This window comes from Citrobacter sp. 172116965 (genome assembly GCF_013458095.1).
Taxonomy (GTDB): domain Bacteria; phylum Pseudomonadota; class Gammaproteobacteria; order Enterobacterales; family Enterobacteriaceae; genus Citrobacter; species Citrobacter braakii.
The window spans coordinates 187070-202907 of record NZ_CP046673.1 but is presented as its reverse complement, the minus strand read 5'-3'; the positions used below and the strand labels follow the sequence as shown (position 1 = coordinate 202907).

13 protein-coding genes, 1 tRNA gene and 1 other RNA gene are annotated in these 15838 nt (G+C 52.3%); 2 read left to right on the top strand and 13 right to left on the bottom strand.

Annotation, left to right across the window (positions count from 1 at the left end):
• Positions 1 to 26: 26 nt before the first annotated feature.
• The 3 genes from dctA to GPJ68_RS00950 form a co-directional block, all read right to left on the bottom strand.
• Positions 27 to 1313: a C4-dicarboxylate transporter DctC gene (dctA, locus tag GPJ68_RS00960; protein ID WP_003023301.1), complete on the bottom strand. Its 1287-nt coding sequence runs from the start codon at positions 1311 to 1313 to the stop codon at positions 27 to 29.
• A 157-nt stretch (positions 1314 to 1470) separates the two neighbouring features.
• Positions 1471 to 3477: a biofilm formation regulator HmsP gene (gene hmsP / locus GPJ68_RS00955; protein WP_032931922.1), complete on the bottom strand. Its 2007-nt coding sequence runs from the start codon at positions 3475 to 3477 to the stop codon at positions 1471 to 1473.
• 226 nt (positions 3478 to 3703) lie between these two features.
• The gene (locus GPJ68_RS00950) at positions 3704 to 3811 is read right to left on the bottom strand and encodes a type I toxin-antitoxin system toxin Ldr family protein (protein ID WP_016154898.1); all 108 of its coding nucleotides are present in this window, start codon (positions 3809 to 3811) and stop codon (positions 3704 to 3706) included.
• A 425-nt stretch (positions 3812 to 4236) separates the two neighbouring features.
• Between GPJ68_RS00950 and megL the strand changes: the two genes are divergently transcribed.
• Positions 4237 to 5433, top strand: a complete 1197-nt coding sequence (gene megL / locus GPJ68_RS00945; RefSeq protein WP_003023295.1) for a methionine gamma-lyase — start codon at positions 4237 to 4239, stop codon at positions 5431 to 5433.
• A gap of 228 nt (positions 5434 to 5661) precedes the next feature.
• Here the strand turns inward: megL and GPJ68_RS00940 are convergent, their stop codons facing one another.
• Positions 5662 to 6630, bottom strand: a complete 969-nt coding sequence (locus GPJ68_RS00940) for an IS5-like element IS903B family transposase (protein WP_000654804.1) — start codon at positions 6628 to 6630, stop codon at positions 5662 to 5664.
• Between the two features lie 19 nt (positions 6631 to 6649).
• Between GPJ68_RS00940 and GPJ68_RS00935 the strand changes: the two genes are divergently transcribed.
• Complete coding sequence (locus tag GPJ68_RS00935; RefSeq protein WP_180837405.1) at positions 6650 to 7915, top strand: amino acid permease; 1266 nt, start codon at positions 6650 to 6652, stop codon at positions 7913 to 7915.
• Positions 7916 to 7948: 33 nt separating this feature from the next.
• On the opposite strand, the gene GPJ68_RS00930 is transcribed toward GPJ68_RS00935, so the two are convergent.
• The 9 genes from GPJ68_RS00930 to GPJ68_RS00890 form a co-directional block, all read right to left on the bottom strand.
• Positions 7949 to 9151 carry a sigma-54-dependent Fis family transcriptional regulator gene (locus GPJ68_RS00930; RefSeq protein WP_172860394.1) on the bottom strand — a complete coding sequence of 401 codons (1203 nt, stop codon included), beginning with the start codon at positions 9149 to 9151 and terminating at the stop codon, positions 7949 to 7951.
• 176 nt (positions 9152 to 9327) lie between these two features.
• A complete protein-coding gene (gene dppF, locus GPJ68_RS00925; RefSeq protein ID WP_003827418.1) occupies positions 9328 to 10332 on the bottom strand; it encodes a dipeptide ABC transporter ATP-binding subunit DppF in 1005 nt (334 codons plus the stop codon).
• Positions 10329 to 11312, bottom strand: a complete 984-nt coding sequence (gene dppD, locus GPJ68_RS00920) for a dipeptide ABC transporter ATP-binding protein (protein ID WP_019078085.1) — start codon at positions 11310 to 11312, stop codon at positions 10329 to 10331. Before dppD ends, dppF begins: the two co-directional genes overlap by 4 nt.
• 10 nt (positions 11313 to 11322) lie before the next feature.
• The gene (gene dppC, locus GPJ68_RS00915; protein ID WP_046275775.1) at positions 11323 to 12225 is read right to left on the bottom strand and encodes a dipeptide ABC transporter permease DppC; all 903 of its coding nucleotides are present in this window, start codon (positions 12223 to 12225) and stop codon (positions 11323 to 11325) included.
• Between the two features lie 9 nt (positions 12226 to 12234).
• Positions 12235 to 13254 carry a dipeptide ABC transporter permease DppB gene (dppB, locus tag GPJ68_RS00910; protein WP_016154903.1) on the bottom strand — a complete coding sequence of 340 codons (1020 nt, stop codon included), beginning with the start codon at positions 13252 to 13254 and terminating at the stop codon, positions 12235 to 12237.
• Between the two features lie 161 nt (positions 13255 to 13415).
• On the bottom strand, positions 13416 to 15023 hold the full coding sequence (gene dppA / locus GPJ68_RS00905; RefSeq protein WP_016154904.1) for a dipeptide ABC transporter periplasmic-binding protein DppA: 1608 nt from the start codon (positions 15021 to 15023) through the stop codon (positions 13416 to 13418).
• Complete coding sequence (locus GPJ68_RS00900) at positions 14938 to 15174, bottom strand: hypothetical protein (protein ID WP_137398959.1); 237 nt, start codon at positions 15172 to 15174, stop codon at positions 14938 to 14940. The genes dppA and GPJ68_RS00900 overlap by 86 nt, the downstream gene beginning before the upstream one ends.
• A gap of 419 nt (positions 15175 to 15593) precedes the next feature.
• Positions 15594 to 15727, bottom strand: a non-coding RNA gene (locus tag GPJ68_RS00895) — RtT sRNA.
• A 33-nt stretch (positions 15728 to 15760) separates the two neighbouring features.
• Positions 15761 to 15837, bottom strand: a tRNA-Pro gene (locus GPJ68_RS00890).
• Position 15838 lies beyond the last annotated feature (1 nt).

Below are 15838 nucleotides of genomic sequence, written 5' to 3'. Positions count from 1 at the left end.
AGGGACTACGGGCATAAGTGGAGAGATTAAGAGGATATTTCGTGCGTTTTGCCATCCGGCGCACGATTATTCAGCACATCATCCAGCTTTTTATGGTCCAGTTCTTTCACCCATTTCGCTACTACAACAGTTGCCACACCGTTACCGACCAGGTTAGTCAGCGCACGGGCTTCAGACATAAAGCGGTCAATACCGAGAATCAGCGCCAGACCAGCAACCGGTAAATGGCCCACAGCGGAGATAGTCGCGGCCAGAACAATGAAGCCACTCCCGGTCACACCCGCAGCACCTTTTGAAGAGAGCAGGAGCACCACCAGCAGGGTTATCTGATGGAAGATATCCATATGGCTGTTGGTGGCCTGAGCGATAAACACCGCCGCCATCGTCAGATAGATTGATGTCCCATCGAGGTTAAACGAGTAGCCCGTGGGTATAACCAACCCGACAACCGACTTGCGACAGCCCAGTTTTTCCATCTTATCGAGCATACGCGGCAGCGCGGACTCGGAAGAAGAGGTGCCCAGAACGATCAGCAGTTCTTCACGGATATAGCGGATGAATTTGAAAATGCTGAAGCCGGTTGCGCGCGCAATCGAGCCCAACACCACAACCACAAACAGAATACAGGTAATGTAGAAACAGATGATCAACTGACCCAACTGCACCAGCGTCCCGACGCCATATTTACCGATAGTAAAGGCCATGGCACCGAAAGCACCGATCGGCGCCAGGCGCATGATCATGTTGATGATGCCAAAAATAACCTGCGAGAAGCTTTCAATCACGTTGAAAATCATCTGGCCTTTGCTACCTAAACGATGCAGCGCAAAACCAAACATAACCGCAAACAGCAATACCTGCAGGATGTTGCCACTGGCGAACGCGCCAATGACGCTACCCGGGATAATATCCATCAGGAAGCCTACGATCCCCTGGTCTTTTGCCTGTTCGGCGTAAATCGCAACCGCTTTGGCATCCAGCGTCGCCGGATCGACGTTCATACCGGCACCGGGTTGTACCACGTTGACGATGATAAGGCCGATGATCAGCGCAATCGTACTGACAATTTCAAAATAAAGCAGTGCAACCGCACCGGTGCGGCCTACGGCTTTCATACTTTCCATGCCTGCAATGCCGGTGACGACAGTACAGAAGATGACAGGTGCGATGACCATTTTGATGAGCTTCACGAAAGCATCACCAAGTGGCTTCATTTGGGCGCCTAATTCAGGGTAGTAATGGCCAAGGAGGATACCTATGGCAATTGCTGTCAGGACCTGAAAGTAAAGGCTTTTGAATATAGAGGTTTTCATAGGGTGTCCTTAAAGTAAAAACCACAGATCTTGTAAGGTTTTGTTTAACCTGCGGCCTTAAAGTAACACCCACACAACATGACAGAAATGCGCCTGGATCATAATTGATACAGAAATGTTAAAAATTTTGAGCTGGCTCGCACAAGCGAGACCTTTTTTAACTTTTGTAATCAGCGTTTTTCGGCGTCAGATAACGTTCTTCGAAGATATTCGCCGGAACCGGCCGGGCAAACAGGAACCCTTGTGCCACTTCTACCCCCGCTTGTGATAACCATTCGCGTTGCGCTTCGGTTTCAACGCCCTCAGCGATCATCTGCAAATTGAGGCTATGCGCCAACTGAATGATGGCGGAGATCATGCTGCAATCTTCAGGGACGCCATCGACAAACATCTTATCGATTTTGAGTACATCCACCGGGAGCGACTTCATGTGCTGCAGTTGTCGCAGACCCGCATACCCCATACCAAAATCGTCCAGCGCGATACGCACGCCCGCGTTGCGCAGCGGGCGTAAAATAGCCACAGCGGCGTTAGGATCATCAATATGCCGGCTTTCGGTCACTTCCAGAATCAACGTCCCAGGCTTGATGCGATAGCGGTTTAGCAACTCCAGCAGATCCGACACCATACTCGGGTGCATCAGCTGCAGCGCAGACAGGTTCACCGAGAGCGGCAGCATCAGGCCGCGTTCCTGCCAGGCTGACAGCTGGCGGCATGTCTCCTCCAGCACCCAGTAACCGACCGTCACCATCAGGCCACAGGACTCAATCCTGTCGATTAACCCTTCTGGCAGCTCCCAGCTTCCGTCTGGCTGCTGCATTCGCAATAATGCTTCTGCGCTCAATACCTTACCGCTGGACATCTCCACCTGCGGCTGCATCCAGAGCGCAAACTGATGGTTATCCAGCGCGGTAAGAATATCGTTCTCTTCCGTCAAACGCTGTTGCGCCTCTTCCATCTGCAACGGGTCAAAGAACTGAATCCGGTTTTTACCCTTGTGACGCGACGTTAACACGGCTGAGAGTGCGCGGTGGTAAAGCTGTTCTGCGGTCAAATCGCCATTAAACATCGCCACCCCAATGTTACAGGTTGGACGTAGTTGAATGCCCTGAATCGGTAATCGCTCGTTAACGATAGTGAGTACTTGCTGACCTAGCGTAATAGCGTGCCAGGGTTCTTTCACACCATGTGCGATGATGGCAAAGTCATAGCCGCTCACCTGGGTAAGCACCATTCTGGGGGCCAATACTGACTTCAGCTTTTCAACCAGCGTAAGCAGCAGGATTTCCCGCTGGGTCTCGGATAACACACCCGCGGTATCACGCAGGGTTTCGCAGGTGACAATCATCAACGCCGTTGTCTGCTGGCGGTTCACAACCTGCTCCAGCAGCGCCATCAGAAACGACTTGTTGGGCAGCTCAGAAACCGGGAACCGCATTGAATGGTCGCTTTGCTCTTCACTGCGGCGCTGAATCAGTTGCTGATTGAGGTTGTAGCTACGCACCAGCAGGCCAATCTCGTCGTCCTGATGCAGACGCGGCAATGCCAGCTGATAGCCAATCAGATCCTGCTGGGGAATGTCGTTCAGCTCACGCGCTATTTTACGTAATGGATGCAAAATCAATCTGTTAATACACCATGAGATAGCTACCGTGAGTATTAACGAGAGAAGTAAGTAAATGGTCACTAACGTGGAGAGCGTACTCATCACGAACTTGTACATACGGTACGAATCCGCCTGTAGCACCAGATACGCCAGCGGTTGCGGATTCGCTGAACGCTCAAGAGAATAGACCGGCAGCGAAATTTGTACCGGAAGTTCAAACAGGCGAGTCACCGTAACCGGAACCGGGCGTTCAGGAATAAAGCTCATCCGCAGCGCCTGAAACTGATTGGGAAGCACCACATCGGCGCGGCTGACCACGCCTGCTGGTCGAATACTTCTTAAAATAGCTTCTGCTTCGGGAATATCCCCTTTCAGGATCGTGCCCGACAGAGGCTCACGGACGGAGCGAGCGATACTTTCCAGTTGCGTAGCCGTGTTGTAGCGATTCTGCTGGACCAGATGGAACAACAAAACGGTGCAAAAAATAAACACAAACACCATGACAACGGCCGCAACCATTGCCATCTGCTTAATTGTTAACGAGCGACTGACACGCAAACTGACTCTCCACGGATAGACGAAACTGCCGTCAGAGTATACCCGATCGTAGCGGTATTAAGAGAGGCGGTATCTGAAAACTTCCCAGCTTGCATTATCCCGACAGGATAGGCACCTGGCGACGAGATTTATCTGCATTTAAGCCGAAAAAGGCCGCAAGGTTTCCCCCTGCGGCCTGGTTCGGGCGCATGTTGCCATCACGGCAGACAGACGCCCGCAAGGTGCCTTACTTCCTGTTACGCAGCCAGCTCACAATCAGGCTGGCAATAATGCCAGCGATGATCGGAGCCGCTAAATCGTGCCAGAAGGCCACGCCTAACTGTGCGAGCGTCATATAGCCGCCTGTGTTGCAATGGCAACTGTTCACGGCTATTCTTGAGTTGTTCAGGTTCAAGTTAGCCCCCGTTTTGTTGCCAGGTTTATACCGAACAACGTGCGGGGGTTTTCTCTTTCCAGCAACCGATGCCGCCGGGGATCAAGCCCCCGCAACATTGCGCCTCACCGGGAATTCCCGGCTTGCCGCTGATTCTACGGTAGCCCACTTGCCATATCACTGCGCAATATACGGCTCTGCGTAGCGCCTCGCATTTCACCTGTTTTCGCACCATTACGCTGGAAAGATTCTTGCCAGTTGGCAACATTCCTGCCGCTCCTCAATACAGAAAAATACATATCTCATTGATATCTATGCCTTCATTTTCTGGCACAGCGATTGCTATTTGACTGTGAGCTGTTCTGTTCCGAATCAAAGGAGATATCATGTCTGACTGTCGTACTTACGGATTCAACACCCAGATCGTTCACGCGGGGCAACAACCCGACCCTTCTACTGGCGCGCTCAGTACGCCTATTTTCCAGACTTCAACGTTTGTTTTTGACAGCGCCGAACAAGGTGCCGCCCGCTTTGCGCTCGAGGAGTCCGGGTACATTTACACCCGTTTGGGTAACCCCACCACCGATGCGCTGGAGAAAAAGCTGGCGGTACTGGAAAGAGGTGAAGCCGGGCTGGCAACCGCATCCGGTATTTCTGCCATCACCACCACGCTGCTGACGCTGTGCCAGCAGGGCGACCATATCGTTTCCGCCAGCGCGATTTACGGCTGCACCCACGCGTTTTTGTCGCACAGCATGCCGAAGTTTGGGATTAACGTCAGCTTCGTCGATGCGGCAAAGCCTGAAGAAATCCGCGCCGCCATGCGCCCGGAAACCAAAGTAGTGTATATCGAAACGCCCGCTAACCCGACGCTGTCGCTGGTCGACATTGAAACGGTAGCCGGTATCGCCCATCAACAAGGCGCATTGCTGGTGGTGGATAACACCTTTATGTCACCGTACTGCCAGCAGCCTTTACAGCTAGGCGCGGATATTGTGGTGCACAGCGTCACTAAATATATCAACGGTCACGGAGACGTGATTGGCGGGATCATTGTTGGTAAGCAGGAGTTTATTGACCAGGCGCGGTTTGTTGGTCTGAAAGATATCACCGGCGGCTGCATGAGTCCTTTCAACGCGTGGCTGACGCTACGCGGCGTTAAAACACTGGGTATACGTATGGAACGCCACTGTGAAAACGCATTGAAAATCGCCCGCTTCCTCGAGGGGCATCCATCCATTACCCGCGTTTATTATCCTGGCTTATCTTCACACCCGCAATATGAGCTGGGCCAGCGACAGATGAGCCTGCCAGGAGGAATTATCAGCTTCGAAATCGCTGGCGGCCTCGAGGCTGGCAGACGGATGATCAATTCTGTAGAATTGTGCCTCCTCGCGGTCAGTCTCGGTGATACCGAAACCCTCATTCAGCACCCAGCGTCTATGACACATTCGCCCGTTGCGCCAGAGGAACGGCTTAAAGCAGGTATTACCGACGGGCTTATCCGTCTTTCTGTGGGTCTTGAAGATCCAGAAGATATTATTAACGACCTTGAACACGCCATCAGAAAGGCAACATTCTGACCATTATGACCTGAACCGACGCCGATCGGTTCAGGTTGTTGAGAATCAAGGCACAACAGTCTGGTAATACGCGCAATCCTGTTTCGGGGAGTGCGCGTATTTTGGGCAGGGGGTTCTATGCAGGACGACACATTACAACTAAGCAACAATACAGCAACCACCGTACCATTCTGGCTTTGTTGAATAAATCAGATTTCGGGTAAGTCTCCCCCGTAGCGGGTTGTGTTTTCAGGCAATACGCACGCTTTCAGGCATACCTGCTTTCGTCATTTTGTTCAGCGCTCGTACCAGGGCCATAGCCTCCGCAACCTGACCATCGTAGTCACGCAGCGTCAGTGAACCCCCGAACAGCTGTTTTACCCGGTACATCGCCGTTTCCGCTATCGAGCGACGGTTGTAATCTGTTGTCCATTTCCACCGCGCATTACTCCCGGTCATTCGCTGATTAGCCACTGCACGGTTACGGTCTGCATATTCACCGGGCCAGTAACCCGCACCTTTTCGGGGAGGGATAAGCGCGCTGATTTTCTTACGCCGCAGTTCATCGTGACATAGCCGGGTATCGTAAGCGCCATCGGCGGCGGCTGACCTGATTTTCCGGTGGGTTTGCCGGATTAACCCGGGGAAGGCCTCTGAGTCCGTAACGTTGTTCAGCGACAGGTCAGCGCAGATGATTTCATGTGTTTTACTGTCAACGGCGAGATGCAGCTTACGCCAGATACGGCGGCGTTCCTGGCCATGCTTTTTGACTTTCCACTCGCCTTCACCGAAGACCTTCAGCCCGGTGGAATCAATTACCAGGTGTGCGATTTCACCCCGGGTGGGCGTTTTGAAACTGACATTAACCGACTTTGCCCGCCTGCTGACACAGCTGTAATCCGGGCAGCGTAGCGGAACGTTCATCAGAGAAAAAATGGAATCAATAAAGCCCTGCGCAGCGCGCAGGGTCAGCCTGAATACGCGTTTAATGACCAGCACAGTCGTGATGGCAAGGTCAGAATAGCGCTGAGGTCTGCCTCGTGAAGAAGGTGTTGCTGACTCATACCAGGCCTGAATAGCTTCATCATCCAGCCAGAAAGTTATGGAGCCACGGTTGATGAGGGCTTTATTGTAGGTGGGCCAGTTGGTGATTTTGAACTTTTGCTTTGCCACGGAACGGTCTGCGTTGTCGGGAAGATGCGTGATCTGATCCTTCAACTCAGCAAAAGTTCGATTTATTCAACAAAGCCTACCATTCTCAAAGAAAATACCGTTTACGAAATACGACTTTGGCTGGGTATTACTGTGTATCGGTATGGCAATTGGTGCCGGAACGGTACTGATGCCGGTACAAATAGGCTTAACAGGCATTTGGGTATTTATCGTCGCCTTTATTATTGCCTATCCAGCAACCTATATTGTGCAGGATATTTATTTAAAAACATTATCAGAAAGTGAAACTTGTAATGACTATACCGATATTATCAGTCATTACCTGGGAAAAAACTGGGGTGTATTTCTTGGCGTCATCTATTTTTTGATGATTATTCACGGCATATTTATCTATTCCTTATCCGTGGTTTTTGACAGTGCCTCATATATCAAAACCTTCGGCTTAACCGATGCCGATCTTTCACAATCGATAATCTATAAAGTGGCCATTTTTGCCGTGCTGGTGGCCATTGCTTCCGGGGGAGAAAAGCTGCTGTTTAAAATCTCCGGCCCGATGGTGGTAGTCAAAGTGGGGATCATCATCGTGTTTGGTTTTGCGATGGTTCCGCACTGGAACTTCGCTAATATCAGCGCATTCCCTGAAGCATCGGTCTTCTTTCGCGACGTGCTGCTGACCATCCCGTTCTGCTTCTTCTCGGCGGTGTTTATTCAGGTGTTGAACCCAATGAACATCGCCTACCGCAAACGGGTAGCGGACCGGGTTCTGGCCACCCGCATGGCAATACGCACGCATCGCATCAGTTACATTACGCTGATTGCGGTCATTCTGTTTTTCTCATTCTCTTTTACCTTTTCTATTAGTCATGAAGAGGCCGTTTCGGCCTTCGAACAAAATATTTCCGCACTGGCGCTGGCAGCGCAAGTCATTCCTGGGCAAATTATTCATATCACCTCAACGGTGCTAAATATCTTCGCCGTATTAACCGCATTCTTTGGTATTTATCTGGGGTTCCACGAGGCGATTAAGGGTATTATTCTTAATGTTCTGAGCCGCGTTATTGATGTGGAGAAAATTAATCCCCTGGTGCTTACGCTGGGTATTTGCACTTTTATTGTTATCACCCTGGTGATCTGGGTGTCATTTCGTGTATCGGTACTGGTGTTCTTCCAGTTGGGCAGCCCACTTTACGGGATTGTGTCCTGTATTATTCCGTTTTTCCTGATCTATAAAGTAACGCAACTGGAAAAACTACGCGGGCTGAAAACCTGGCTAATCCTGTTGTACGGGATCCTGCTGTGCCTGTCGCCATTATTGAAGCTGATTGACTAATCCGTTTACAGCGCCGTCAGTCACTGACGGCGCTTAACTCACACTCTCCAGTTGATAGCTGCGAATTTTATTCAGTACCGTGGTATGTGACACCCCCAGCGCTTTAGCGATATGCCGCGACGACACATTCTCTTCCACCATCTGTTCAATAAGCTGGCGTTCAGCACACAAAACCTGTTCTTTAAAAGGACGCTCTGTCGGCGTCAGCTCAACGGTAGGCAAATTCACCATCCCTAATTCTTCCCGCGTAATGACATCGGATTCCGCCATCAGCATCAGGCGAATGATGGTATTTTCCAGTTCGCGAACGTTTCCCGGCCAGGTGTGATGATGCAGGGCATCAAAGCAGGCTTTATCCAGAATGATCCGTCGCTGGAATTCCTTCGCGTATTTCTGCACAAAGTGGCGAATCAATAGGCTGATATCCTGCGGGCGCTCCCGCAGGGGCGGAATGGTCAGTGAAAGTACATTAATGCGGTAATAGAGATCGGCGCGCAGCAGACGTTGTTCCACCATCTCTTCCAGATTGGCGTTGGTTGCCACAATAATGCGCACATTGACCGGAATAATTTGCGCCCCGCCAACGCGACGGATCCCGCCATCCTGAAGTACGCGCAGTAATTTAGCCTGTAAGCTCAGCGACATTTCACCAAATTCATCGAGAAAAAGGGTGCCTTTATCGGCCATTTCAAACAGCCCTTTTTTGCCTTTACAATCTGCACCGCTAAAAGCCCCTTTCTCATAGCCAAAGAATTCACTCTCCATCAACGACTCAGGTAGCGCAGAGCAGTTGATCGGAATAAACGGATAAAAACGTCGCTGCCCGGAATTATGGATAGCTCGGGCCAGAAGTTCTTTGCCAGTACCCGTATCGCCGCGGATCAAAACGGTATATTTGCTGTCGGCAATTTTTATCGCCTTTTCGATAAGCGAGTGCATGCTCTGGCTGCTACAAATAATGTCAGAGAAATAGCGCGGGCGTTCCGGCTCAGGCGTTGACAGTTCGCTTATCTCTTCACACAGGTAAGCGACGTTAATAATATCGGCGCGCCGGCCTAAACAGGATTGCACGCAGGAAATATCCTGTAACTGGCGGCACCAGGATTTAATCAGGATCCGTCCAGGCGTGACTTTCATGGAGATGATATTGATATCGCAGCAGGAAAATTCCTTCAGGACATCCTCAACCATCGACAGACGATCAATTGTTTTAATATCCCAGCGTATCGTGACCACATTTGCTCCTGACAGTTAGCAACTGCGAAATAGATATTTCTGTGACGAGAGGAAATCTGACTACATTTTAGACGCTGTGGAATAATGTTCTGCCAGAGGACTCACATTGTGGACGTAAAAACAAAATATAAAAAAACCGGAGCACAAGGCTCCGGTTATCAGGTCATAACCCACGTTTATTGCTGTGGATTTTCATCCTGGTCAACAGCGAAACAGGCCACGAGTTGTCCACCGTAATCCTTCAGTTGCGGCTGAAGCTGGGTACACGGACCAAAACGCCGACGGCAGCGGGCATTGAACGCACAGCCCGGCGGTGGATTCAGCGGGCTTGGCAGCTCACCGGTCAGCTTGATACGCTCGCGGCGATCGTCCGGATTCAGGCGCGGCGTCGCAGAGAGCAGCGCCTGCGTATACGGATGACGCGGATTATTGAAGATCTGATCCTTCGTTCCTTTTTCCACGCAACGGCCTAAATACATCACCATCACCTCATCGGCAATGTGCTCTACCACCGACAGGTCATGCGAGATAAAGACGTATGACAGCCCCAGTTCCTGCTGCAAGTCCATCATCAGGTTCAGCACCTGCGCACGAACAGAAACGTCCAGCGCCGAGACCGGTTCGTCGGCAATCACCACGTCTGGATCAAGCATCAGCCCGCGAGCGATGGCAATACGCTGACGCTGACCGCCGGAGAACATGTGCGGATAGCGGTCGTAGTGCTCGGTTTTCAGCCCCACTTTCGCCATCATCGCCAGCGCTTTTTCACGACGCTCCTCTTTACTTAGCGTGGAGTTGATCAGCAGCGGCTCTTCCAGAATCTGCCCTACTTTCTTGCGCGGGTTCAGGGAACCGTAAGGGTTCTGGAACACAATCTGGATTTTCTGCCGGCGCAGCTTCTGCGCCTGCGGGTCGTGCTTAAGCAGATCCTGCCCCTGGTAATACAGCTCGCCGCCGGTCGGGACTTCAATCATCGTCAGCAGGCGACCAAGGGTGGATTTCCCACAGCCCGACTCGCCCACCACCGCCAGCGTTTTGCCGCGTTCCAGGGTAAAGGAGACGCCGTCCAGCGCTTTCACCAGGCGTTCCGGGGCGAACATCCCCTTCTTCACCGGGTAGTGTTTTTTCAGGTCAATTGCCTGCAACAGCGGCTGTGGCAAAGCGGCCTTTTGCGTACTCATAGCCCAGGCCTCCCGGCATCATCAAGTGGGTAGTGGCATTTCGACTGACGACCGCCTTCCAGCAGGTTCAGTTCAGGTTCTTCAGCGCGGCATTTGTCAGTCGCATAGGGGCAGCGCGGGTTCAGTAAACAACCGGTCGGGCGGTCATATTTACCTGGCACCACGCCCGGCAACGAAGCCAGACGCGCTTTATCCTGAGCGAACTCCGGCAACGCGCGCAGCAACGCCTGGGTATACGGATGACGCGGCGCGCGAAAAATATCCTGCGCGGCCCCGGTTTCCACTACCTGCCCGGCGTACATCACAATGATCTTGTGCGCCGCTTCGGCCACCAGCGCCAGGTCGTGCGTGATTAAGACCAGCGCCATGTTCTCTTTTTGCTGCAATTCCAGCAGTAGCTCGATGATCTGCGCCTGAATGGTCACATCCAGCGCCGTTGTCGGTTCGTCGGCAATCAACAGCTTTGGACGACAGGCAATCGCCATCGCGATCATCACGCGCTGGCTCATCCCACCAGACAACTGGTGCGGATAGACATCCAGACGCGAGGCCGGATCGGGGATCCCCACCAGCGTCAGCAGGTCAATCGCCCGCTGAATACGCGTTTTTTTGTTGCCGCCCTGGTGCACCTTAATGGCTTCCATAATCTGGTAGCCGACGGTGTAGCACGGGTTAAGGCTGGTCATCGGGTCCTGGAAGATCATCGCCACTTCCGCGCCCACTAACTGGCGACGCTCTTTCTCAGAGATGCGCTTCAGGTCACGACCATTAAATTCCAGATTTTCGGCCATAACGCGACCTGGGTAGTCAATCAGTCCCATGATCGCCAGCGAGCTGACGGACTTACCAGAGCCGGACTCCCCTACAATGCCAACCACTTCACCCTGGTTCACGCTGTAACTAATGCGGTCTACGGCACGAAATTCGGACCCCACATCGCCGAAGTGCACCGATAATTTATCTACATTTAATAACGCCATCTCGAACCTCTTACTGCTTCAGTTTGGGATCGAGCGCGTCACGCAGACCGTCACCCATCAGGTTAAATGCCAGCACCGTCAGCAGGATTGCCAGCCCCGGGAAGGTCACGACCCACCAGGCGCTTTGGGCAAATTGCAACACGTCAGAGAGCATGGTGCCCCATTCCGGCGTAGGCGGCTGTGCGCCCATCCCCAGGAAGCCGAGGGCAGCCATATCGAGAATGGCGTTAGAGAAGCCAAGCGACGCCTGAACAATCAGCGGCGCAAGACAGTTAGGAAGAATATTGACGAACATCTGGCGCATCGCACCGGCTCCGGCCACGCGGGATGCGGTAACGTAGTCGCGGTTAACCTCCACCAGGACGGCGGCGCGCGTCAGACGCACATAGTGCGGCAATGCCACGAACGTCAGCGCCAGCGCGGCGTTGCCAATCGAGGGCCCAAATACCGCCACCAGCACCAGCGCCAATAGCAGGCTCGGCAGTGCCAGCATGATATCGACCACACGCATGATGACGTTATCGACAATCCCGCCAAAGTAACCGGCAATCAGCCCGAGAATCACGCCCATCAGCAGGGAGAGCACCACCACCAGACAGCCGACCAACAGAGACAAACGCGCACCGTACATCAGGCGGGACAGCACATCGCGGCCCACATCATCAGTACCAAACAGATGCGCCATGGTACCGCCTTCCTGCCACGCAGGAGGGGCCAGCAGCGTATCGCGGAACTGCTCTGCCGGGTTGTACGGCGCGAGGACGTTGGCAAAAACCGCAATCAGGATCATCACGACAACGTACACCAGCCCAACAACCGCACCTTTGTTGCGTTTAAAATAGTGCCAGAACTCCTGCATCGGGGTCATGGGCACCGGTGCAGCAATAACTTTATTTTCAGTAACCTGTGACATGATGGCCCCTTACTTCCTATGCCGAATACGCGGGTTCACCACGCCGTACAGCAGGTCTACCAGCAGGTTGACGAGGATAATCATCGTCGCGACCAGCAGCACCCCGCCCTGTACCACTGGATAATCACGGCGTTGTAGCGCATCGATCAACCAGCGTCCCAGTCCCGGCCACGAGAAAATAGTCTCGGTCAGGATCGCCCCAGCCAATAACGTACCGACCTGCAGGCCGATAACGGTCACAACGGGAAGCATCGCGTTACGCAGAGCGTGAATGATGATGACGCGCATACGGGTCAGGCCTTTGGCGCGTGCGGTACGAATGTAATCTTCACCCAGTACTTCCAGCATCGATGAACGAGTCATACGCACAATTACCGCCAGAGGAATGGTACCAAGCACCATTGCCGGCAGGATCATATGCGCCAGCGCATCGATAAAGTTGCCCTCTTCACCCCAAATGGCGGTGTCAATCAGCATAAAACCGGTCAGGGGATTGGAATCATCAAGGAACACCATGTCGCTCACCCGACCGGAAACCGGCGTCAGGTTCCACTGCACGGAAACCAGCATGATCAGCATCATGCCCCACCAGAAAATCGGCATGGAGTAACCCGTCAGCGCCAGGCCAACGGCAGTGTGATCGAAAATGGAGCCGCGCTTAACGGCAGCAAGTACACCCACCGGAATACCCACCGCAACGGCGAAAATCATCGCGCAGACGCCAAGTTCCAGCGTTGCTTTAAAGCGAGGAACGAACTCTTCCCACACCGGTAATCGGCTTTTCAGCGAGATACCTAAATCACCATGCATAACCCCCCAGATGTAATGGAGGTACTGCTGCCACATCGGTTTATCCAGACCGAGTTCAGCCAACAGTTGAGCATGACGCTCAGGGGAAATTCCACGCTCACCCGCCATGATCATTACCGGATCGCCGGGGATCATATGAACGAAAGCAAAGGTGAGAAGAGTGATACCGATAAACGTGGGGATGACGAGTCCCAAACGTCGGAGAATGAACTGCAACATAACCCGGATTCTCTCTAATGACGCACGGCCTGGAACCGTGAATCTGTATTGCTCACAAATCTTATCTCCCCCTCCAGCGAGAGGGAGATAAAGCATTACTGTCAGGTGGCGCTACGGTGACCCGACTTAACGGTCCGTAGCGCTGCCTGGCTTGCTTTTAATTATTCGACAGAGACGTTTTCGAAGTGATGTTTGCCTAATGGATCAACCACATAGCCTTTCACTTCTTTACGCACTGGTTCATACACGGTGGAGTGAGCAACAATCAGAGCCGGGGCCTGATCGTGCATAACAACCTGAGCTTGCTTGTACAGTTCAATACGTTTGTTGTGATCGTCGGTCGCACGCGCCGGCTGGATTAGATCTTCAAACGGCTTGTAGCACCAGCGAGAGTAGTTGGAACCGTCTTTCGCTGCCGCACAGCTGAACAGGGTGGCGAAGAAGTTGTCCGGATCCCCGTTGTCACCGGTCCAACCCATCATCACCGCCTGATGCTCACCCGCTTTGGCGCGTTTCAGATATTCGCCCCACTCGTAGGTCACAATCTTGGCCTGAACGCCAATTTTCGCCCAGTCAGCCTGAACCATTTCCGCCATACGGCGGGCGTTCGGGTTGTAAGGACGCTGTACCGGCATGGCCCACAGCTCAACGGTGAAGCCTTTATCCTGACCCGCTTCCTTCAGCAGCGCTTTAGCCTTTTCAGGATCGTAGGTGTAGTCTTTAACGTCGTCGTTATAGCCCCACATGGTCGGTGGGATCAGGTTTTTCGCGGCAACGCCAGCGCCCTGATATACCGCTTTAATGATGGCTTCTTTGTTCACCGCGTAGGTCAGCGCCTGACGGACTTTCACGTCATCAAACGGTTTCTTCTCGGTGTTGAAAGAGAGGTAGCCAACGTTCAGACCGGCCTGCTCCATCAGGTTAATGTTTTTATCCTGCTTCATGCGCGCGATATCTGCCGGGTTCGGGTACGGCATCACCTGGCACTCGTTCTTCTGCAGTTTGGCGTAACGCACGGAAGCGTCAGGCGTAATGGAGAAGACCAGACGGTCAATCTGTGGCTTGGTGCCCCAGTAACCTTCGAATGCTTTATACAGAATACGGGAGTCTTTCTGGTACTGCTGCAGCTGGAACGGACCGGTCCCAATTGGGTTCAGATCCACTTTCTCCGGGGAACCGGCTTTCAGCATGTTGTCTGCATATTCTTTGGAAAGAATAGAAGCGAAGTCCATCGCCAGGTCAGCCAGGAAAGGCGCTTCCGGGCGAGTCAGCACGAACTGAACGGTTTTATCGTCCACTTTTTTCACTTCGGAGATCAGATCTGGCAGACCCATCCCTTCGAAGTATTCATAGCTACCGCCAGAGACTTTGTGGTACGGGTTCTGGGCATTTTTCTGACGATCGAAAGAGAACACCACGTCATCGGCGTTTAAATCGCGCGTCGGTTTGAAATCTTTGTTGTCCTGCCACTTCACGCCCTGGCGCAGGTGGAAGGTATAGGTTTTACCGTCTTCGCTGATTTCCCACTTCTCAGCAAGGCCCGGGATCACTTCAGTTGTACCGGTTTTGAACTCGACCAGGCGGTTATAGATCGGTACGGAGCTGGCATCATAGGTCGTGCCAGAGGTGAAAAGCTGTGGGTTAAAGCCTTCAGGAGATCCTTCTGAACAATAAACCAGAGTTTTAGCCTGTACGCTTGCGGCGCAGGTCATAGCCACCAGGCTCAGACCAAGCTTCAGCATCCCTGACTTCTTCAAGGAAATACTCATTCTTCTGCTCCAAATGTGATGTTTGTTGTTTTACCCTTTGCAGTGGGTTTGCACCGCCTGGCCTTTTTTGTTTTTTACCCGGCCGGGTCGGCGTTAAGAGGATAGGGATTCCGTTCACATAAGCGACTGAGTTGCAGTGCGGATTCTCCATGAAATGCCCCTCATGCCCTACAATCTGTCAACAGAATGTGAAAACGTCAATACAGGTAACCGTGATTTACACCAACGGTGAGAATTCGCAAACAAAGATTAAAAAAAGTGCAGAAGGACATTTTCAGCAGGGAAATTTGTGCTACGCGCACTATGCCAGAATAAACATCTTCATATTTCGCAACATTTGGTGATTAACATTTATGCAAATTATTAAAACTTTCTAAATTAATGCTGCATATCTGAGCGATTAATGCCATGAACGCTAAAGCGCACAGCGGAAAATGCCAGGTTCAGCCATAAGTAGCGCAAAAAAAGTTTCAAGCAAATATAAAAAAAGGCAATGGAATATGTCACAGAATCGTTAACAGTCAGTGGGAAGTGGTGCACAATTTTTGCAGATAAAAGGAAGGTCAATTTTGGTCGGAGAGAGAGGATTACTCGCCACTGACGTGGCTCGCCCTACGGGCCGTTGCTAACGCAACGTTTTCTCGCTGCGCTCGAGTCGAACCTCTTACCCCCGGAGGTTCTCATCCTCGTGGGTTTCAAATGCAAAAAACCCTGCTCGTTGAGCAGGGTTTTGAATTTGGTCGGTGATAGAGGATTCGAACCTCCGACCCCTTCGTCCCGAACGAAGTGCGCTACCAGGCTGCGCCAATCACCGA